The following is a 19,248-nucleotide window of genomic DNA, read 5'->3' on the forward strand; positions in this document are numbered from 1 at the left end:
GGCATTCGAGAGGGCCGAGAAGATGACAGAGACAGAGGGATTCGACGTCGAGCCATTGCGCAGACTGCGGTACTTCCACGGCCAGCTGCTCGGCGCCCGGGATTTCCGCAACGAACAGGCGTACTTCCGCGAGAAGCTGAAGCTGCGCATGCGCTGCCTGCTCGGCTACGGCGTGGTGTGCGGGCTGTTCGCGGAACCGCTGCCGCCGGACGACGACTGTCCGCCCGAGACCGGGGCGGCCGCGGTGCGGATCACGCCCGGCCTCGCGGTGGACTGCGACGGCAACGAGGTCGTCGTCGGCGGGAGCTGCGCGGTCGACCTGCGGAAGGCGCTGCCGGAAGCCGACCGGGACAAGAAGACCGTGTGGGTCGGCGTCGAGTACTGCGAGCGCCCGGTCGAGCCCACCCGCACCGTCTACGACGACGGCTGCGGGGACGGCGACGACTGCCAGTTCGGCTACACCGAAGAGTCCTACGCCATCCGCGTGACCGGGTGCGAGCCGCCGGTGGACGAGCGCTGCGACACCTGCTGTTCCCGCTGTAGGCACAAAGTGCTGTGGCTGGCGAAGATCACCGACGTCGACTTCGGCAAGCCGCTGCGCAAGGAACAGATCTACCTGAACATCCGGCGTCCGTTCGGCAGGCACGTCCCCACGGTGATCACCGGGATCAACTGGATCCACGGGCACACCTACACCATCGACGAGGCCAAGGCGCTGCTCGGCACGCAGAACGAGGACGGCGGCCTGCGGGTCCGGTTCTCCGGCGACGTCCGGGCGGACACGCTGCAGCCGGGCGTGGTGGAGATCCAGGTGATCGAGGGCGGCTCCGGCCGCAGCGCCGCCACCTGGTATATGGGCGGGCAGTTCGCGGAACCGGCGGCGGGCGCGGAGTTCGCCCGCGAGTTCCGCTACCGGCAGACCACCCGCGAGACGCTGCAGGACGGGGACCGCGTGCTGGTCAGCGTCCGGGCCGCGTTCGTCCTCGACCGCTGCTGCCGCCCGGTCGACGGGACGAACGTCGGCGGGCGCGTCCCGACGATCGGCGCCGAGCCCGCCGGGGCGCCCGGCTGCGCGGTCCCGCCCTCGGGCATCGGCCCGTGGACGTCGGGCACCGGGGCCGGCGGGGACGTTTTCGAGAGCTGGTTCTTCGTTAAGGAGCGCTGATCATGGGAACAGACTGCGGCTGCGGCTGCGGAGGGACCACCGCCTGGCCGTCCGCGTTCGTCCGGCCCCGCTTCTTCGCCGGCCAGCTGCTCACCGAGGACGACCTCGGTCTGCTGGCCGACTACGCGACGGGCAAGGCGAGGCTGCGCAACCGGACCCTGTCCGGGCCGGGCGTCGTGTGCGGGCTGGAAGTCTCCTGCGACCCGTGCGGCGGCGGGAAGGTCGTGGTGCACCCCGGGCACGCGCTCGACTGCGCGGGCAACGACATCGTGCTGTCCTGCCGCGAACAGGTCGACGTGGCGGCGCTCGTGCGGGAGCTGCGCGTCCGCTCCCTCGGCGTGGACTGCGGCGACCCGTGCGAGGACGACGGCAACCGCCGCTACGGGCTTTTCGTGCGGTACGAGGAGCTTGCGGTCGAGCCGGTGGCCCCGTACGCCACCGAGGAGCCGTGTCCGGCGCCGGGCTGCGTGCCGTCCCGGATCCGGGAGGCGTTCCGGTTCGTCGTCAAGACCGGCGGCTTCGACGACCACCGCCACAATCCCGGCACCCGCCTGTTGCGGAGCCTCGGCAACCTGGCGGCGGCCGACCAGGCGCGGCTGCGCGACCAGCGGCTGGGCAAGTACGCCGACGCCATGTTCGTCGCGGCACTGGGTTCGGGGCGCGCGCTCCGGTTCGACGCCGCGGACGCCAAGCGGTACGCCGACAGCCTCGCCTGGCTTAAGGGAAGCGGCACCGGGGACACGCCGCCACCGCCGGTGGCTCGTGAGATGACCGAGCACGTCCGGGCGCTGGCGAGCGCCGTCGCCCGGTTCGACACCTACGACAAGGCCGGACAGGAACAGCTCAAGAAGGACTACCCCGATCTCGCCGGAGTCCAGGACGCACGCGGCGCGCTGCGGGCAGCGTGCGCCCGCCTGGCTGGGACCGGCACGGAAACGGTCTGGCCGGACCCGGTGCACCGTTCGATCGCGGTCGCGGTGGTCACCGAGACGAACCTGCGCGTCGCCCCGGAACAGCCGGATCCCGGTGCCCCGCTGGAACTTCGCCTGCTGGCCCAGGGCTTGCCGCTGAGCCACGCGCTGCGAGTCGAGTTCCGCACGGACCTCGGCGTCCTTCGCGAATGGCTGCTCGACCGGCTTGAACACGCGGGCGATCTCGCGGACTGCGCCCTGCGCGGCGCGGTGGCGAAGATCGACCTTCCGCCGCAGCTTCCTCCGCCGGCCGCGGACAGCGCGGAGAAGACGACCATCGCCGAACTGCGGCAGATCGCCGAAGCCGCTGCCGAGCTTTCGGTCGCGGTGCGCCGTTTTGTGACCGACGCGGCCTGCTCGACGCTGAACCCGCCGTGCAGCGACTGCACCGACACGGAGGTCCTGCTCGCCCGCCTTGAGCTGGACGGCTGCGACGTCGCACGAATCTGTTCCGCCACCAGGGAACAGGTGCTGCCGGGCGGCTCGGCCTACGGTGAGTGGCTGCCGAAGCTGTACCGGCTGCGCGAGCTGGCGGAACGCGTGTGCTGCCAGCCGGTTCCGCGCTATGACAAGCCGTCCCTACCCGCCGACGGGCCGATCCCGCGTCCGTACCCGGAGAAGCTGCTGGAGGACTGGCCGCGCACCGGCGACCTGGAGCTGATGCTGTCGCTGCTGCTCACCCCGGCACCGGGGGAGACCCCGCCGAAGGCGCTGCACGAGCAGGTCTACACCACCCCGAGCGAAGTCACCGACAGCCTGCAGGAGCTGGCGGTCTTGCGGACCCAGGTGACCGATCTGACCGCCGCGCTCGAAGGCGTCCGCGCGCAGCTGGCCGGCGCGGAGGCACAGCTGGGCGAACTGCCGGAGCGGCTCGGGTCCCGGCTGGCGGAACTGGAAAGCACGCCCAGCGAGGGAGACGCCACGCCCCCGGCCAAGCGCACCCGCTCGACCCGCGCCCCGAAGTCCGGTGAGACCTCGTGACGGGCCCGCTGCGTCCCGTGTTCCATGAGGGCCAGGTCCTGGCTGCCGCGGACCTGGCGGCGACGGTCGAGCACGCGCGCGGGGCGGCCGCGCGGCACGCGCGCTACCTGCACGACTGGGGAATCGCCGACGGGCTGGGGCTGACGACGCAGCCGCGGACCGACCCGGCGACCAACGCCCGGTACGTCGAGGTGCGGGTGTCGCCGGGGTTCGCAGTCGACGGAACCGGCCGGGAGCTTGTCGTCCCGGAGGCGGTCGTGCTCCGGGAAAGCGACTTCGAAGCGGTGAACGGGGCGGACCAGCCGACCACCGAGCCGTATCCGGTGTTCCTCAGCGCGGTGGACCGGACGCCCGCGCAGTCCACGCGAGTGGATTCCTGCGGGGCGACCGCCGGGCAGAGCCGGGTCGAGGAGTCGTACCAGGTCCTTTTCGGACGGCTCGGCGACGAACGGCTGGCCGCCGACCAGCAGCCGCCCGCCGCCGGTTCGGCTCCGGCCGACCCGCCGGTCCGCTGGCTCGTCCTGCTCGGCTACGTCCGGTGGACGGCCGGGCATTTCGCGGGCGTCGAGGCTAAGGCGCGCGGCGTCGCGCCCCGGTACGCCGGGGTTCGCGCCGACACGGTGACCGCGCGGTCGGGCGCGCTGACCCTGCGGACGAGCCCGGCGGCCGCCAAGGGCCAGCCCGCCGTGGTGCTGTCCGGCGAGGACCCGCCGAGCCTGGTTTTCGGCCTGTACCAGGGAAACGGCTCGGTCAGTCCGCTGATGACGGTGGCGGCCAACGGGAATCTGTCCATCCAGGGCAGTTTCTCCGGCCGGATCTCGGTGGGCAGCACGCTCGTGACGTCCGGGACGGCCACCGACGGGATGCTGCTGCCGCTGCCGTCCGGGATCACGCCGGAGCAGGTCGCCGGGGGACAGGTGGTGCTGCACGTCCAGCTGACGCCCCGGATCCCGCCGCTGCCTGCCCCGTCCGCGCTGTACAGCCCGGTCGAGGCCACTGTGGACAGTGACCGGCGGGTGCGCTGCCGCGTGCGGCTGTTCGACCCGGCGGCGACTCCGGCCGTGGTGACCGAACAGCCCGGCGCGGTCGACTTCCTGGTGCTGGCCGCGGTCGCGGCGGCGGACGGCGGGGGTGGGAAATGAGCCTTTCAGCGGTGTACGTGGCCGACACCGGGCACGTCGTGGGCGCACTGACCGTCACCGGCGCGAGCCCGCCGAACGCGGTGGCCTCGCTCGTGGGCGCGGAACTGCCGCTGCGGATCTCCCTCGACGCCGGGAAGACCGCGACCATCGCGCTGGCGGCCCGGCAGCTCGCAGTGGCGGCGGTGGACGACGAACCCGGGGTGCTCGACGGCCCGCTCGGCTTCGGCGTCGAGCTGACTCCCGACGCCAAACCGAAACCCGCGCTGTCTTCGCTGCGATCGTGGTCCGGGGGCCTCACGCTGACCGCTTCGGCGTGCACGCTCGCCCTCCCGGTCGAGACCACGCGGCTCACCCCGGTCCGCGCGCTCATCTCCGACGGCGAGCAGACCCACGTGCTCGCCGGGGAAATCCCCGCCGGCGGGAAGCAGGCCCAGCTCCCGGTCGTGCTGACCGGCACCGGGAAACACGGCGTGCTGGCACTGGTCTCCGGCTGGGCGGGCCGCCTGGAAGCGCTGGCCGTCTCATGAGCGCGCCCGCCGCGACGGTCACCGTGCACCACTGCGCGGTGACCGTGGTCCGGCGCGGCGGGTGGAGCTGGGGCCCCGATCCGCGGGGCCTGGTGAAGCGGGCGCTGGACGCGCTCCCGGACCTGCTGGCCGTGGAGTTCGCCGAACAGCTGGCGCAGGACGGCCCGGACGTCGAGATCACCGCGCCGGTGACCCTGACGGTCCGCCTCGGCCGGGGTTCGGCCGTTGCCGGGGAGCGCCCGGTCGTGCTCCTCCAGCCGGAGCCGGTCGCTGTCGTGGGCGGGGTCCCTGAACCCGAGGCGGTGTCGCTCTCAGACTCGTTCGCGCCGGACGACGAGCCTTGGCCGGAGCCGTCGTTCGCCTCGCTGCTGGCGGAACTCGCCGAGCGGGGCGAACTGGAGCCGCTGCTGGCCTTGCTGCCGGACGAGTCGCTGCGCCGCTACCTGCACACTCTGTCGCTGGTGGCTTTCGCCGAACCTGATCCGGTGCGGGGCGAGGCCGCGCGACCGTCCACTGTGGTCAGTCTGGTGGCCGCCGAACTCGCCCGCCGAGGCCGGGAATCGAGCCCCGGCGTCCGTCCGGAGACTTCCCCGCCAGCACCGGATGCCGAGCAGGCGACGTCGGTTCGTGAGTCCACTGTGGACATTCGGCGGCGGGAAACCGGAGAGGTCCGGGTATGGTCGGCGCTCCCGTTCCTGCTCGCCGGCCCGCTGGCCAGGGTCGGCTATCTCGACGCGATCGGCCCCGCGCTGAACGGCCTGGACCTAGCGGACGAAGCGCCCCTGTTCGCGGCCGCACTTGCGTACAAAGTGCTCGGCACGACGGAGCGCGGCTGGCGGCGTGCCGAACGGGACACCCTGGCCGCAGCTGCCTTCGCCGGGGTCGACGTCCCCGAGGAAGCCTTGACGGGTTTCGCGCGCCGGGTCCGTCCGGCATTGCCGGTGCTGGACGGAATACTGGCGCTCTCGCTGTGCCGCGGGCACGACCCCGCCGCAGCGCTCCTGGTTGTCGGCGCGGCCGACCGGTTGCTGCTGGTCGACGCGCAGGGCCTGTTCCCGATCGCGTGGGCTTCGACGGTCGCCGGGCTGCTGCCGCACTGGCGGGCGTCCGGCAGCCCGCCGGTGCTTGTCCGCGACAGCCCGCTGCCGCCCGGATGCCTGCGCGAACTGGCCGCGGCCGGGGTGCGGTTCGCGACCGACGTCCGGCCGGTGCGCGGCGATCCGGTGACCCGGCTGCCGCTGCGAAGTCCTTTGTGGACTTCCGGCGGCGTTGACCCCCGGCTGGCCGCGGAGCTGCCCGGCCACGCCGAACGGCTCGGCGAACTGGTGGAGTCGCTGGTCGTGGAACGCCGCGCGATCCCGCTCGCCGCGGACGGCGATCTGGAACGCAGCGTCACCCTCGCGGCGGCGCTGGGCCTCGGCACGATGGCCTGGATGCTGTGGCGCGACCGGGAAAGCCCGGACCCGGTGCTGGCCCTGCACCGGTTCGCCGACCTCGAAGCGACCGTGCGGTTCGAACGCCGCGCGGTGCGGGTGCGGGTGCCGCTGGGCCGCCGTCATGCCGATCTGGTCCTCGCGGGCCTGCTGTCCGACGTTCCCGGCGTCGGCTGGCTGGGCGGCCGGACCCTGACGTTCTCCGGCGGGTGAGCCCGCGATGACGGACTTGGCGGTGGACCACCTGCGGCTCCGGCTGGACGGGCTGCACCGGGCGCTGCGGGTCGCGGTGGAGAACCAGGCGCGGGTGGCGGCGCTGCTGACCCGGCCGGACCTCACGCCGTACTGCGTAACGGATGAGCAAGTCGGGGTCCTCCTGGACGAGGTAGGCGCGTTCGCCGACGCGATGACCGAACCCGACACCGGGCGCGAAACGGAACCGGAGGCCGAGCAGGACCTCCGCCGCCGGGCGGCCGCCGCAGGTGCGACCCTCCCGTTGGACGCGCTCGCGGCGCGATTCGGCCTGACACGAGCGGATCAGGACGCCGTGCTGCTCGTCGCGGCGCCCGAACTGGACCGCGGCTACGAACGGATCTACGCCTACATCGTGGACAACCTGAACCGGCGGCTGCCCTGCGTGGAACTGCTGTCGACGGTCGGCGCCGACACCCCGGCGGCCCGGCTGGCCCGCCGCCGCGCGCTCGCCCCGGAGGGTCCGCTGCGCCGGTACGGCCTGCTGCGCGCGCACGGCGAGTCCGCGATCGAACTCGCACAGGAACTGGTGCTGGGCCCCGGAATGTTCGAATTCCTGCTCGGCTGGGGCGGCGACGCCGGACTGCTCGGCCACGACCCCGGCGAGGTCGAATCCCGCCGTCCGCAGGTGCTGCCAGCCCAGTCCTCGGACCAGCTCGCCCGCCTGGGCCGTGCGCTCGGCGCCGGCGCGATCGACCTCGTCGGCCTGTGGGGCTGCCCGCCCGACAGCCAGCTCGACGCCGCCCAGGAACTCGCGCGCGCCGCCGGGAAACCGTTGCGGGCCTTGACTTCCTCCGCCGAAGACGCCTTGCGCACCACGGCCGCGCTGGACGCGGTGCTGTGGATCCCGGCCGACGAGCTGCACGAGGAACCGAACCAGCTCCAGGCCGACGCGGTGTCGGCGGCGCTGCTGCGCTCCCGGGTCCCGGTGTGCCTCACCGGCCTCGAACCGTGGCGCCCGCCGGGGCTGCTCGCCGCGCGCGCGTACGCCGAAGTCACCGTCCCCGCACCGGGCTTCCTCGACCGGCGCGCGATGTGGTCGGCCGCGCTGCCGGCGCTGGACGGAAACCTCCTGGAAGACCTCGCCGCCCGCTACCGGATGACCGGCGGCGAACTGCGCGCGGTCGCGTCGGTCGCGGACGCCGGCGCGCGCCTGGCCGGGAACGGCCGCCCCGAACCGGTCGCCGATCACGTCGGACCCGCGATCGCGACGGTGACCCGGGGCCGCAGCGGCGGCTCCGTCCAGTCGATCGTGCCCCGCCGGAACGCGGGCGACCTCGTGCTGCCCGAGGCGCAGCTGAACCAGATCCGGGAGATGGCCTCGGCGTTCCGGGCGTGGCCGCGCGTCGCCGAATCGTGGGGCTTCGCCCGCCGCTCGGCGCACGGCGGGGTGAAGGCGCTGTTCACCGGCGAACCGGGGACCGGGAAGACGATGTCGGCGGAGATCGTCACCGGCATGCTGGGACTGGAACTGCTGAAGGTGGACCTGGGCCAGATCGTCTCGAAATGGGTGGGCGAGACGGAGAAGAACATGGAGATCGCGTTCCGCCGGGCCGAGGAAAGCCACGCGGTCCTGCTCTTCGACGAGGCCGACGCCCTGTTCGGCAAACGCGGCGAGGTCCGGCACGGCAGCGACCGGTACGCGAACCTGGAGGTGGGCTACCTGCTGCAGCGGCTGGAGGCCAGCGACGGGCTGATCATCCTCACGAGCAACCTGAAGGAGAACATCGACCCGGCCTTCACCCGGCGGTTCCACTTCGTCGTGCACTTCCCCCGCCCCGGCACCGCCGAACGGCACCGCCTGTGGCAGCAGGCGTTCCCGCCGGAAGCGCCCCTGGCCCCGGACGTCGACCTGGCCGCCCTGTCGCGCCTGGACCTGACCGGCGCCGGGATCGCCGCCGCCGCCCGCACCGCCGCCCTGACCGCCGCCGACGGCTCCGGCGAGGCGATCGCGATGCGGCACGTGGTACGCGGGGTGGCCCGCCAGTTCCAGCGCGAAGCCCGCCTGCTCCGCCCGTCGGAGCTGGGCCCGTTCGCCCACCTGCTCGCCGACGACGCACCCCGGGGTGATCCTTGATGCAGCCGACGGATTTGCCTTTGTCCCTGGCCCGCGTAGCGGTGCCGACCACGCCGGTGATGGCACAGGAGACCCGGCGTGCGGTGGAGTCGCATGAGGGGAGGACGCCGGAGCTGGCGCCGGGGGCGGCGGGGAACGCGCATGCCCACGCCGCGCATGCCGCCCGCACGCCGCTTTCGCATCCGGCGGCGGCACAGGACCAGACGGGGAACGCGGCGGTCGCGAAGGCGGTCAAGCAGGCCCCGGCCCCGGTGCTGCTCCTGCCCGTGGCCCCGAAGTAGCGGGTCTCGGTTATCCGGCGGCTTGTACGCTGGTCGAAATGGTCCCGGATTGCCCGGCGACGGCATGGTGACGCGGTGAGGTGCAAGTGGCCGGTGATGCGCACGCGCGGATGACGACGACCTCCGCCGGAGCCCGGCAGTTCCAGGCAGTGCTGCAGTGGCGGCATCCGGACGGCCCGGCGCATTGCCTGCTGCGCGTGCACCTTCCGGGAGAAGGGCAGGCGACCGCGGTCGTTTCCCAGGTGCGCAGCAATTCCGACGACCGCGGAATAGGCATGTTTTTCCCCGACGTCGCCGGATCAGCGCTCGCCGCGCTGCCGCCGGACGCGGTCGGCGACCCGGGGACGATGGTCTGGATCGCGCATTACGGCGAGTTTTCTTCTTATGATTCCTATGCCGCGCCGGAGGTGTTCGTCCGGGTGGCTCTCGGCTGGGACGGGACCCGGTTCCACGGCGACCTCGAAGGACAGGACGTGCTGTCCCGGGAGGATGCGGACCGGCTTCTCGCCGGGGTCGTGCTGGACCCGGTGCCGGAAGTGCTGGGCGAGCTGGGCTGGCGCTACTGACCTCACATGCGGATGCGGCCCTCCGGGTCGGTCAGCCGCCACGGCGGCAGCGCGGGATCGGCCTCCTTGCGGACCAGCCGCTCCGCCAGGATCGCCATCTCGACGGGACCGATGCCGAAGGGCACCGGCGTGATCTGTTTCGGGATCGCCTTCGCGTCGGGGTGGATGTCGCTGGCGACCCCCTCCTGTTTCGGCACGAAGCCGGAGTCGATCACCAGCCGGTGGCCGGGCAGGACGAGCGCCGGGGTGAGGATGCCTTCCCGCCCGGTCACCGAGATGATCACGGCCGCGTCCCTGACCCGGTTGAGGTCGTCGCCCGCGTCCAGCTGGATGACCTCGACGCCGTGCCGGCTCACCAGCCGCACCACGCCCTGGCCGACGAAGCCCCGGGCCCCGACCACGGCGACCACCGGCTTGTCGTGGAGGAACGGCTCGGAAACCCGGCTGATCCCCTCGGACGTCGCCCCCACCGGGAAACGCGATCTGGCGCCGAGGATCGCGTCGATGTCCTTTTCCGGGGAGATCAGCGAGACGACGTCGCGGTACTGGTCCGGGACGGGGAGCTGCACGATGAGCCCGGTGACCGACGGGTCCGCGTTGTGCCGCCGGAGTATCGCGGCGAACTCCGCGGGGCGGATGGTGGGCCGGAGAACCTGGTGGACCGGTGTGAAGCCCAGCGCACTGGTGATCTTTTCCTTCTGCTCGGCCGAAATGCGGGAAGCGTCCATCCTGGCCCGCCATTCCCAGGCGTCGTCGGGATGCGCCTCGAACCGGACGACCGCGACCTTCTTGCCTTTGGGCTCGATCAGCGAACGGTATCTCGCCGCGTATTCGGTGCGGACGTCCTTGAGGATCTGGCGGCCGGAGACCTTGTTGTGCTCGTAGATGTGGATCTTCGACTCGAAGCCGTACCGGTGCCCGGGGGTGGTGTCCGACGGGTTGATCGTTCCCTTGACCCGCAGCAGCCACATGCCGCCTTGGGGCAGCACCACGAGGTCGAGGGCCGTCAGCCCGTGCCGGGCGCGGATCGACGGCAGGGCCGCCCTGATCTCGCGCGGCGCCTTGCCCGCCGCCAGGAGCTTTTCCGCCTCCCGCAGAGCCGCGTCGAGCTTCCGCTGCTTCTGGCGCGATGGGCGGGCGGGCTCGCGGGCCGGAGGCTTCTTGCCCGCTCGGCGACGATCGCGCTTCGCGGTCGCTTTCCGCCGTTCACGCTTCTTCGCGCGCGGAGTGCGATGCGGGCGTGCTGATCGGGTCGGCTTCTTCTTGGGCTTCTTCCGCCCAACCTTCGCCTTGACCTTCGCCCAGAGCTTCTTCACCAGCCCGACGATCTTGTCGATCACCCAATCAATCGCCCGCCCAACAGGTTTCGCCATCGCCTGGACGATCTGCTTCACCTTCGCCGCGACCCCGCCCAGCCCCAGCAGCGACGCGAGGAACCCGAGCAGCACCGGGATCGACCTCGCCAGCGCGCGCTCCACCAGCGACGGCACCCCGCCCGACCCGCCGCGGGCGATGGCGATCACCGCGTCCAGCACGGCGTTCACGAAGTCGATGATCTGCCGCGCTTGGGTCACGACGAACTTGACGATGTCGATGATCAGCTTCACCGCGCGCACGAACGCCGACGCCGGGTTGAGCAGCGAAATCACCCACGTGATCCCGGCGATGACGATCGTCGGCGTCACGTACTGGATGACCTTGCCGACCAAATCCCGCTTCAGATCGCCGACCCGGCCCTTCAGGTCGTTCCACATCCCGGCGACGCCGCGCTTGCGCACCTCGGCCACGATCGGCACCGCCGTCTCGGCCGCGGCGACCGCGGGTTCCGGGACGCGGCGGACGATGCGGGCGCGGATCGCCTGCCAGGTCAGGCCGAGCAGGCTCGCCAGCAGCTTCAGCACGCCTTCGGCGTCGAACTTCGCCGGCAGTTCCAGTCCGGCTTCGGTCGCCTTGCCCAGCAGCCACGCCAGGACGCCCTGCTGCAGATGCGTGCCGATGTTGCGCAGGAACTGGCGCAGCCCGGCGCCGACCGCCGTCACCAGGTTGCCCAGGAATCCGATCGGGTTGGCCAGGATCAGCGGCACCACCGACGCCGCCTTCAGCAGCACCGACAGCAGCAGCCGCCCGAGCTCCAGGATGGTCTGGACGACGCCCTTGACCGCGTCGACCGCCTTGTCGACCAGGCCCTTGTTCTTCTCCTTCTCCTCGGCGATCTCGGAGTCGACCGCTTTCAGCGCGTCGGTGTACTTCGTGGCGAGGGTGTCGACGAGTTCGGTGCCCTTGTCGTCGACGGACTGGCTGAGTTCGTCGAACTGGTCGGCGAAGCCGGCCGCGGCCTCCTTGCCGATCGCCTGGAGGTCGGCGGGCAGCTTCTTGACCTCGTTCTGCAGGTCGGTCCGGCCCTGGGCGATCCGGCGTTTCGCGCGGTTCAGCTCGGTGGCGACCGTGGTGGCGACGTCGGCGATGACCTGGCGCATCCGCTGGAGGTAGTGGTCGCGTGCTTCGTCGAAGATCTTGTTCGCCTCGTCGGGGAGTCCGGCGAAGAGGTCCTTGACCCAGCGCGCCTTGCCGAGGATGCCGGAGTACCGCCGGTCCTTGTACTCGTCCATCTTCCGCCGGTGCTCGGCGGTGAACGCGTCCCGCGCGGCCTTCTCGCCCCGGCCGAACTGGTCGTCGACGAGTTTGTCCAGGCCGTTCAGAATGCCCTCGACGTCCTGCTTCATCGTGTCGAAGACACCCTGCAGGATCGCGGTGACCTTGGCGCGCTTGTCCTCGTCGCGGCCCTTGGCTCCGGCCTTGCCCGACCCGACCTGCTGTCCGGTGCGGATCCGCTGCGCGCCCATCGCGTTCATCGCCGCGGCTCCGGTGCGTTTGGCGTCCACTGTGGACTCGTGCAGCTGGCCCGCCTCGTTCTTGCGCAGCTTGCCCGGCGTGACGTCGGAGTGGTGCTCGGCGGTCTTCTTGGCCGCGAGCGCGTTGGCGAACCTCGGTTCGTTGGACTTCTTCAGCTGCGTTTCGGTGACGTTCGCGTCCGCCATCTGCTGGTTGACGCGCGCCGGCCCCGCCGACAGGTCGGTCGCCGAGGGCGGCAGCTTGTCGGGCACCGCGTTCGCCGCGTCGGGCGCTCCCGGCGCGGCGGGCGGGCGGTCGGCGGCCATCGGGACGACCTTCTTGGGCACTGCCGCCGACGTGTCCGGCGGTGCCTCGGTGGTGGCCGCCACCTGCGCGGCGGAGTCCGTCTTGCCCTCGCCGACCTTGCCCTGGACCTCCGTCCGGATCTCGCCGGCCTTCCCGGAACCGGCGAACTTGTCGGCCTCGTCGAGGTTCTTCGGAGCCTTGTCGGCGATCGCCTTCTCGACCGCCTTGATGAACGCTTCCCGGTCGAATTCCTTCGGCTGGGCCGCGTTCATCTTCTCGGCATTGGCGGTCTTGCCCTGCGCCTCCGCGTCGTCCTTCGGCGGCAACGCCGCGCCCTGCGCCGACGCGGCTTCGGTACGCGGCGGAGGATGGGACGCGGCGACCGTGCGCTTCTTGCGCTGGACGTCCTTCTTGAGGCTGAGGAACTTCGGATCCGCGTTGGGGCCGGGGCGGTTGTGCTTTTCCTGCGCGGTTTCCGGCTTCCCGGCGGGTGCTGCCGGTTGCTGTGCTGGAGCCGGTTGATTGGCCAGCTTCACCGCGGCGACGGCGGCGTTGCCGAGGGTGTTCTGCCCGGCAGGCGGGACCGGACGCAGCGCGGGCGGCGCGTTCGGCGGCAGCGCGCCCGGACGCCGGGCCAGTTCGACGCTCGTCGCCGCGTTCGAGGGGGTTCGCGTCGAGGGGACGGGCTGGTCGCGGGTATCGGTCTGTGCCCGGTTGGGCGGCGCTGTCACTGGACGCGTGGTCGGCGTTCTGGTCCGCAGCGCGAGGGCCTTGGGCGGCGACGGCATCGGCTGCGAACCCTTTCCGCGGCGGGCGGGCGAACACCGAAGAGTGGCATCCGGGGCGTGGCCGCGGTGTCACCGCGCCGTCGCCGCCCCGTGGTCCGCGCGGCGCTCACCGTCCATAAAGGACGCCAATGCTGCCGAAATGTCCTATTTGTTGCCTCGTGCCAGTTTCCTGAGGTCCGTGAGGGGCACCTTCACGGACTCTGATTCCCTCAGGGTTCCCCTCACGGACCTCCGGATCGCGCACCAGGTCAGCCGTCGAGGCAACCGCGGTCAAGCAGGCCGCATGGTCCGCATCGTCCGCTCCACCTCCCAGAAAGCCCGCACCGCCACGATCTTCCCCTCCTCATCGACCCGGTAGACGAACACGCCCTCAGCGTCGAGCACCTGCCCGCCACTACGGCTATGCACCTTCCCCGTGAACGCGACCTCGTTCCCACAAGCGAAAGAGTCCTCGAACTGGAACTCGATCGACTCATTAGGCGCGATGGCCTTGTCCCAGAACGCCGAGATGGCGTCGAGCCCCCGATGCCCGGCCCCGTCCGGATCGAAGTGCGACGGGCCGACCGGGTCTTCGACGAGGGCGTCCGCCGCGAACAGGGCCAGCCAGGCGTCCTTGTCCCGCTCACGGACGGCGGCGTGCAAGGCCTGGCTGGCGGTGCGCGCGGGATGGGGTGCGGTGGTCATCGAACCTCCTGTGGTCGAGCGTTTCGGGCGAAGCGCCCGTCGATAGCCTGGGTCGCATGGTGTTCGACTCCAAGCGCCTTGATCTCCAGCCGTACGCCGGTTTCGAGATGGGCCGCTACGTCCGCCGGACGTACTGCAGCTGGCAGGACGCCGGCTGGCAGTCCCTGCTCGTGCAGCGGTTCGAGCACGTTCCGGTGGTCGAGGACATGGACCTGCCCGCCGCGGCGGATCTGCACCTGGTGCTGCCGGTCGCGGGACGCGCGGTGCTGGAGACGCGCCGGGGCGGCCGGTGGGCGCGTGCGCCGTGGGAGCCGGGGCGGCTCGAACTGATGACTCCGGACCAGCCCGCCCAGCGCCGTTATCGGGCGGACGGGCCGCTGGCCAGCGTGCAGGTCCACCTTCCGCGGGCCGCCGTCGAGTCGGCAGCGGCGCAGCTCGGCGGACCGGCGGTCGACTTCGAGGCGCTGGCCGCGTCGGTGAAAGCGGGCGATCCGCTGGCCGAGGAGATCATCCGGACCGTCTCCGGCGCGAGTGCGGCCGATGATCTGTACGCCGAGTCCGCGGCGGCGTTCCTGGCGATGCATCTGCTCACCCGGCACACCCGGCGGTCCGCTGCAACGGCGCCGGCGCGGGAGAACCCGCGGGTGCGTGCGGTGGTCACGGCGATGCGCGAGCGGCTCGCCGAACCGGTCACGCTGGCCGATCTCGCCGGTGAGGTGCACCTGAGCGTCTACCACCTGGTCCGGGTCTTCAAGGAGGCGACCGGGGTGACGCCGTACCGATATCTGACCCGGTTGCGGATCGACGAGGCGAAGCGGCTGTTGCGCGAAACCGACCTGACGATTTCCCAGATCGCCGGGCGATGCGGCTTCGCGGACCCCGCCGTGCTGTCGAAGGCCTTCCTGCGCCAGACCGGGGTGCGGCCTTCGGCGTACCGCGTTTCCTGACCACACGACCGTCAGGAACCGGGTCGCGCGTGCTGGAACGCGTTCCTGATCTCGGACACCAGCAGCTCCGGCTGTTCGAGGCCGGGGAAGTGGCCGCCGCGGTCCAGTTCGTTCCAGGAGCGCAGGTCGAGGTAGCGGCGTTCGGCCCAGCGGCGGGCGGTCGGCCACGGGTCGGCCGGGAAGAGCGAGCAGGCGGTCGGGGTGGTGATCGGCTGCGCGTTCTCCGCCTCCGCGCTGCGCGGCACCCAGCGCATCGCCTCCCAGTACCACCGGGACGAGGAAGCTCCGGTGCCGGTCAGCCAGTACAGCGCGAGGTGGTCGACCTGCTGCGAAAGGCGTACGCCGCCACCGGATCCGGGCCGGTTGTCGCCGTAGGCGATGAACTTCTCGCCGAGCCACGCGGCCAGCCCGGCGGGGGAGTCGAGCAGCGAATAGCCGAGGGTCTGCGGGCGGGTGCTCATCTGCATGCCGAAGCCGTAGCCGTCGGTCAGGTGCAGGTTCCGCCGGTCGAGGACGCGCTGTTCGTCCGGGGCGGGCGCGATCAGGTCCCCGGGCAGCGGGGAGGCCAGCGGCATGGTGAGGTGCAGGCCCGCGACGCGTTCGGGGGCGATGCGCGCGAGTTCGGTGCTCACGAACGCGCCCCAGTCGCCGCCGTGCGCGCCGAATCGTTCGTAGCCGAGCATGGTCATCAGGTCCGCCCACGCCCGCGCGGTGCGCCCGGGGTCCCAGCCTCGCTCGCGGGGCCGGTCGCTGAACCCGAATCCGGGCAGCGACGGGATCACCACGTGAAAGGCATCGCGCGCGGAACCGCCGTGCGCGACCGGATCGCTCAGCGGCCCGAGGACGTCCTCGAACTCGAGGATGGAGCCGGGCCAGCCGTGCGTCAGCACCAGCGGCAGCGCGTCCGGTTCGGGGGAGCGGACGTGCCAGAACGCGATGCCCAAACCGTCGAGCACCGCCCGGTAGTGGGGAATGGCGTTCCACCGCGCCTGCCGCGCGGGCCAGTCGTGCTCCCGCCACGCGGTCAGCAGCATCGACAGGTCGGCCAGCCGGATGCCCTGTGTCTCGTCCGGCACGGTCTCGGGTTCGGGAAGCCGCACGCGGTCCAGTCTGGCCCGGAGGTCGGCGAGGTCCTCGTCGGCGACGTGCGGGGCGAAGCGCTCGGGGCCGGACGGTGTTCCGTCCGCGGAAATTTCAGCCACGAGCCGAACCGTAGGGCCGGGCGGGGGCGGGCGGCCATGTCCGGGATTGCGGTCTGCGAGTCGGAAATTGCGGTCGGTCACCGGGTGGTCTAAACCATAAATGCACTATGTCCGTCGTTAACTTTCCCGGGCGCCGCCAAGCGGCCTAATGTGTAACGCCCGGCATTTTCTTCCCGATGACCGGGCGACGTTGCACCGGCGCCCTTTTGTGCTGTCGAGAAATGATCAGACGGACGAATTCCGGGGATGGGAAGCGCATGTCTGCCGAAAATGAGGTCCGCCTCGGGGAATTGTCCGCTTTTCCGCGCCGGCGGGTGCGCTGGCCGCTGCTGACCGTGACCGCCGCGGTCCTGCTGGGCGGGTTCTCGTGGTGGCTCGGCCCGGTCGCGCTCGTGGCTCCGTGGGACAACTTCATCCTGCTGGACGGCGGCTACCGGATCGCGCAGGGGCAGGTGCCCGGCGCCGACTTCTCGAACGCCATCGGCCCGCTCGTCTATGTGCTCACCTCGCTCGGCATGAAGCTGCAGGCAGTTCCGTCGCTCGCCGCGGTCACCTACGGCGGTTTGCTGTTTCTCCCGATCGCGACGGTGCTCGCCGGATATGTCGCGCATCGGCGCCTGCCCGGCGGATACGCAACAGGATTCACCATTTTCGCCGCATTGCTGGTTATTTCCGTACGGCCGCCGGGCTATTCACCGGGAACGACGACCTACGCGATGCTCTACAACAAGTTCGGCTGGGTGCTTTACTCCGCGCTGCTGCTCGCCGTGCTGATCCGGCCGCGCACCCGCCGGCCGATCGCCGACGGCGTTGTCGTCGGGTTGCTGCTCGGCCTGCTCGCCTACGACAAGGCGAACTTCTTCCTGCTGGGCGTGGTCGCCGTCGTCCTCGGACTGCTCCTGCGCACCCTCGCCGCGCGGGCGATCCCCGGCGTGCTCGCCGGGTTCGGGCTGCTCGTTGTGGTGTTCTGGCTGGGTTTCGGGATCAATCCCGCCGGTTACGCGCGGGACGTCGCGACCGCGTTCGCCGCGCAGGGAAGCGGAAAGCGGCTGGACATGCTGCTGCACAGCGTGGCCTACAACGCACCGGTCGGAGCGCTCGCTTTGCTTGTCGTAGCCGGGCTTTTCCTCCTCGCCCGGCGGCGCGGCGAGGCTACGCGGCCGTGGCAACTGCTCGTGATCACCCTGTTCGTGCTCGGCTCCAGCGTCGTGATCTCCGCCGCCAACAGTCCGGAGAAGTCCGACCTCGCCGCGCTCGTCGTCATCCCGCTCGTGCTGGTGGCGGTCCTGAAACCGGAGCTGCCGCGGTGGACCGGAGGCGACGGCGAACGCCGGATTCCGGTGCCGCTGCTCGCCGGGCTCGTCCTGCTGCTCGTCGCGACCACCGCGCCGATAGCCGGGAAGGACGCGCTGGCGCTCGGCATCAGCGCAACCCGCCGGGATCTCGTCGCGGCACCCCCGCCCGCGCAGCAGATCGCCAGCCCGCACCTGCGCGACTTCGTCGTCCCCGCGGACGCGACCTGGACGACCGCGTACCGCAACTCCGCCGCGGTCCCGGCGATGCTCGACGACGGACTCGCCTTGCTGCGCCGCCACATCCGGCCCGGCGACCGCGTGTTCAGCATCTCCCTGGCCAACCCCTTCGCCTTCGCGCTCGACCTGCCGCCGGTCGCAGGCGGCCCGCTCTGGTGGGATCTGGCGATCAGCTTCGACGAGCGCACCTATCCGTCCGCGGAAGAGGTTTTCGGGGGAGCGCAGTGGGTCATGGTGCCCAAGCTGCGGCCAGGGCAGGGCTGCTGCCAGGACACCGTCGCGGCGATGACCCGCGTCTACGGCGGCTACCTGGCGCAGCACTTCCGGCTGGCCGAGGCCACCGCGGAGTGGACGCTTTACGCCCGCGGCTGATCTTCGGGGATAGGCTCGCTCCCGTGGACACGGGTGAATACCGGGCCGCGGTGACCGGGATCCTCGGCTCCGCGTCGCACGAGACTGCCGCCAGACTGGAGAAGTTCCGGGCCGCGGCGCGCGCCGAGGGCACCGAGATCGACGGCATCGTGATCGACGTCTTCGTCGACCAGGACGGCGAGGGCCCGTTCGACGTCTGGGCCCGGTTCGACGGCCGCGACGCGTTCGTGCTCGACCGCCGGTTCGACGACGCCCGGCACCTCTTCGGCGTGGTCTGGGGCGAGGCAGCCTGGGAACCGGCGGTCCCGCCGCGCCCGCGCTCGTGGACGCGCGACGACCTCGAAGCGGCCGTCGTCGACGTGGTGACGCGATGGATCGAGCCGCTGCTCCCCGCTGGCGAGCCGGAGGAATTCTGGCGGATCGGACCTCCGGCGTGACGCGTCCCGACATCGTCACCTACGACGGTCTTCCGGGCGGCGCGCACTCGCTGCGCGTCCGGAAGCTCGCCGACCTCCTCGGCGGGCCACGGTGCCAATGCCCCGTTTCTTCAAGTCCGTGAAGGGCTCCTTGAGGGAATCAGATTCCCTCAAGGAGCCCTTCACGGACGACACGCTCAGCTCCCGAACGCTCCGGTGCGGCTCGTTGACGCCGCCGGCGAACCGTACGCCGGGGTGCCCGGGGAGGACACCGGCCAGTTCAAAGTCGACGGATACGGCCGGACGCTCGGTGCCTCCGGGGTGCGGGCGATGATCGGATCCGCTGGCTTCTCGCTGTCGCTGTGGCTCTCGTTCCTCGCCGACGAACGCCTGGACGCCGCGGCCGCGCAGGTGCGGGAACACGCCCCGGTGCGCCTGTCGGCGACGCACTGGCGACGGTGGACGCCTATTCGCGGCGGCAATGCCAGGGACTTTAAGCTGCGTGGCTCACGAAGGTCCGTGAGGGACTCCCTGGGGGAATCTGATTCCCTCAGGGAGTCCCTCACGGACTTGAAGAAGCGGGCATACTGGCATGAAAAGGGCATTTCGGGGCGCGGGTGTCCTTTATGGATGGCCGGCAGGCTGAGGCCACCCGGCTTGAGTCCCTGGCATGGGAATCAGTCCGTGAAGGTTCCCCTCACGGACGACCACACCCAAACCGGCGCCTGACGAGCCTCAACGCCGCCCGCCGCGCCGCCTTAAGCCCGCGGCACC

At 71.5% G+C, this 19,248-nt stretch carries 15 protein-coding genes; 12 read left to right on the forward strand and 3 right to left on the reverse strand.

Translation table 11 applies throughout. The features are described from left to right. Nucleotides 1-22: 22 nt before the first annotated feature. From ACFSVL_RS09745 to ACFSVL_RS09780, 8 genes are all read left to right on the forward strand, one after another. Complete coding sequence (locus tag ACFSVL_RS09745; RefSeq protein ID WP_378302614.1) at nt 23-1,165, forward strand: hypothetical protein; 1,143 nt, start codon at nt 23-25, stop codon at nt 1,163-1,165. A gap of 2 nt (nt 1,166-1,167) precedes the next feature. Further along, nucleotides 1,168-3,117: a hypothetical protein gene (locus ACFSVL_RS09750; RefSeq protein WP_378302616.1), complete on the forward strand. Its 1,950-nt coding sequence runs from the start codon at nt 1,168-1,170 to the stop codon at nt 3,115-3,117. After that, nucleotides 3,114-4,259 carry a hypothetical protein gene (locus tag ACFSVL_RS09755; protein WP_378302618.1) on the forward strand — a complete coding sequence of 382 codons (1,146 nt, stop codon included), beginning with the start codon at nt 3,114-3,116 and terminating at the stop codon, nt 4,257-4,259. Before ACFSVL_RS09750 ends, ACFSVL_RS09755 begins: the two co-directional genes overlap by 4 nt. Then, on the forward strand, nt 4,256-4,786 hold the full coding sequence (locus tag ACFSVL_RS09760) for a hypothetical protein (protein ID WP_378302619.1): 531 nt from the start codon (nt 4,256-4,258) through the stop codon (nt 4,784-4,786). Before ACFSVL_RS09755 ends, ACFSVL_RS09760 begins: the two co-directional genes overlap by 4 nt. After that, nucleotides 4,783-6,432 carry a hypothetical protein gene (locus ACFSVL_RS09765; RefSeq protein ID WP_378302621.1) on the forward strand — a complete coding sequence of 550 codons (1,650 nt, stop codon included), beginning with the start codon at nt 4,783-4,785 and terminating at the stop codon, nt 6,430-6,432. Before ACFSVL_RS09760 ends, ACFSVL_RS09765 begins: the two co-directional genes overlap by 4 nt. A gap of 7 nt (nt 6,433-6,439) precedes the next feature. Further along, a complete protein-coding gene (locus tag ACFSVL_RS09770; protein ID WP_378302623.1) occupies nt 6,440-8,548 on the forward strand; it encodes an ATP-binding protein in 2,109 nt (702 codons plus the stop codon). Further along, nucleotides 8,548-8,829, forward strand: coding sequence for a hypothetical protein (locus ACFSVL_RS09775; RefSeq protein WP_378302625.1), 282 nt, complete (start codon nt 8,548-8,550; stop codon nt 8,827-8,829). The genes ACFSVL_RS09770 and ACFSVL_RS09775 overlap by 1 nt, the downstream gene beginning before the upstream one ends. A gap of 110 nt (nt 8,830-8,939) precedes the next feature. Then, nucleotides 8,940-9,395, forward strand: coding sequence for a hypothetical protein (locus ACFSVL_RS09780; protein WP_378302627.1), 456 nt, complete (start codon nt 8,940-8,942; stop codon nt 9,393-9,395). Nucleotides 9,396-9,397: 2 nt separating this feature from the next. Here the strand turns inward: ACFSVL_RS09780 and ACFSVL_RS09785 are convergent, their stop codons facing one another. Both ACFSVL_RS09785 and ACFSVL_RS09790 read right to left on the reverse strand, forming a co-directional pair. Beyond that, entirely contained in the window at nt 9,398-13,321 is a 3,924-nt protein-coding gene (locus ACFSVL_RS09785) for a tetrahydrofolate dehydrogenase/cyclohydrolase catalytic domain-containing protein (protein WP_378302629.1), read from the reverse strand. Between the two features lie 270 nt (nt 13,322-13,591). Next, nucleotides 13,592-14,005 (reverse strand): nuclear transport factor 2 family protein, encoded by a 414-nt coding sequence (locus tag ACFSVL_RS09790; RefSeq protein WP_378302631.1) that lies wholly within the window; start codon nt 14,003-14,005, stop codon nt 13,592-13,594. Nucleotides 14,006-14,061: 56 nt separating this feature from the next. On the opposite strand from ACFSVL_RS09790, the gene ACFSVL_RS09795 reads away from it, so the two are divergent. Beyond that, complete coding sequence (locus tag ACFSVL_RS09795) at nt 14,062-14,952, forward strand: helix-turn-helix domain-containing protein (protein WP_378302633.1); 891 nt, start codon at nt 14,062-14,064, stop codon at nt 14,950-14,952. Between the two features lie 11 nt (nt 14,953-14,963). On the opposite strand, the gene ACFSVL_RS09800 is transcribed toward ACFSVL_RS09795, so the two are convergent. After that, nucleotides 14,964-16,145: an epoxide hydrolase family protein gene (locus ACFSVL_RS09800; RefSeq protein WP_378303163.1), complete on the reverse strand. Its 1,182-nt coding sequence runs from the start codon at nt 16,143-16,145 to the stop codon at nt 14,964-14,966. A gap of 266 nt (nt 16,146-16,411) precedes the next feature. Between ACFSVL_RS09800 and ACFSVL_RS09805 the strand changes: the two genes are divergently transcribed. From ACFSVL_RS09805 to ACFSVL_RS09815, 3 genes are all read left to right on the forward strand, one after another. After that, on the forward strand, nt 16,412-18,058 hold the full coding sequence (locus ACFSVL_RS09805) for a hypothetical protein (protein WP_378302635.1): 1,647 nt from the start codon (nt 16,412-16,414) through the stop codon (nt 18,056-18,058). 23 nt (nt 18,059-18,081) lie between these two features. Continuing rightward, nucleotides 18,082-18,495, forward strand: a complete 414-nt coding sequence (locus tag ACFSVL_RS09810) for a DUF6389 family protein (protein WP_378302637.1) — start codon at nt 18,082-18,084, stop codon at nt 18,493-18,495. Nucleotides 18,496-18,690: 195 nt separating this feature from the next. Next, a complete protein-coding gene (locus ACFSVL_RS09815; protein ID WP_378302639.1) occupies nt 18,691-19,203 on the forward strand; it encodes a hypothetical protein in 513 nt (170 codons plus the stop codon). The last annotated feature ends 45 nt before the right edge of the window (nt 19,204-19,248 follow it).

The sequence above is a fragment of the Amycolatopsis silviterrae genome (genome assembly GCF_042684085.1).
GTDB lineage: Bacteria > Actinomycetota > Actinomycetes > Mycobacteriales > Pseudonocardiaceae > Amycolatopsis > Amycolatopsis silviterrae.

Bases quoted from the DNA above. Each gene is read 5' to 3' on its own strand.
- ACFSVL_RS09745 (WP_378302614.1), top strand. From the start codon at position 23: ATGACAGAGACAGAGGGATTCGACGTCGAGCCATTGCGCAGACTGCGG.
- ACFSVL_RS09765 (WP_378302621.1), top strand. From the start codon at position 4,783: ATGAGCGCGCCCGCCGCGACGGTCACCGTGCACCACTGCGCGGTGACC.
- ACFSVL_RS09805 (WP_378302635.1), top strand. From the start codon at position 16,412: ATGTCTGCCGAAAATGAGGTCCGCCTCGGGGAATTGTCCGCTTTTCCG.
- ACFSVL_RS09795 (WP_378302633.1), top strand. From the start codon at position 14,062: ATGGTGTTCGACTCCAAGCGCCTTGATCTCCAGCCGTACGCCGGTTTC.
- ACFSVL_RS09750 (WP_378302616.1), top strand. From the start codon at position 1,168: ATGGGAACAGACTGCGGCTGCGGCTGCGGAGGGACCACCGCCTGGCCG.
- ACFSVL_RS09785 (WP_378302629.1), bottom strand. From the start codon at position 13,321: ATGCCGTCGCCGCCCAAGGCCCTCGCGCTGCGGACCAGAACGCCGACC.
- ACFSVL_RS09780 (WP_378302627.1), top strand. From the start codon at position 8,940: ATGACGACGACCTCCGCCGGAGCCCGGCAGTTCCAGGCAGTGCTGCAG.
- ACFSVL_RS09790 (WP_378302631.1), bottom strand. From the start codon at position 14,005: ATGACCACCGCACCCCATCCCGCGCGCACCGCCAGCCAGGCCTTGCAC.
- ACFSVL_RS09770 (WP_378302623.1), top strand. From the start codon at position 6,440: ATGACGGACTTGGCGGTGGACCACCTGCGGCTCCGGCTGGACGGGCTG.
- ACFSVL_RS09760 (WP_378302619.1), top strand. From the start codon at position 4,256: ATGAGCCTTTCAGCGGTGTACGTGGCCGACACCGGGCACGTCGTGGGC.
- ACFSVL_RS09775 (WP_378302625.1), top strand. From the start codon at position 8,548: ATGCAGCCGACGGATTTGCCTTTGTCCCTGGCCCGCGTAGCGGTGCCG.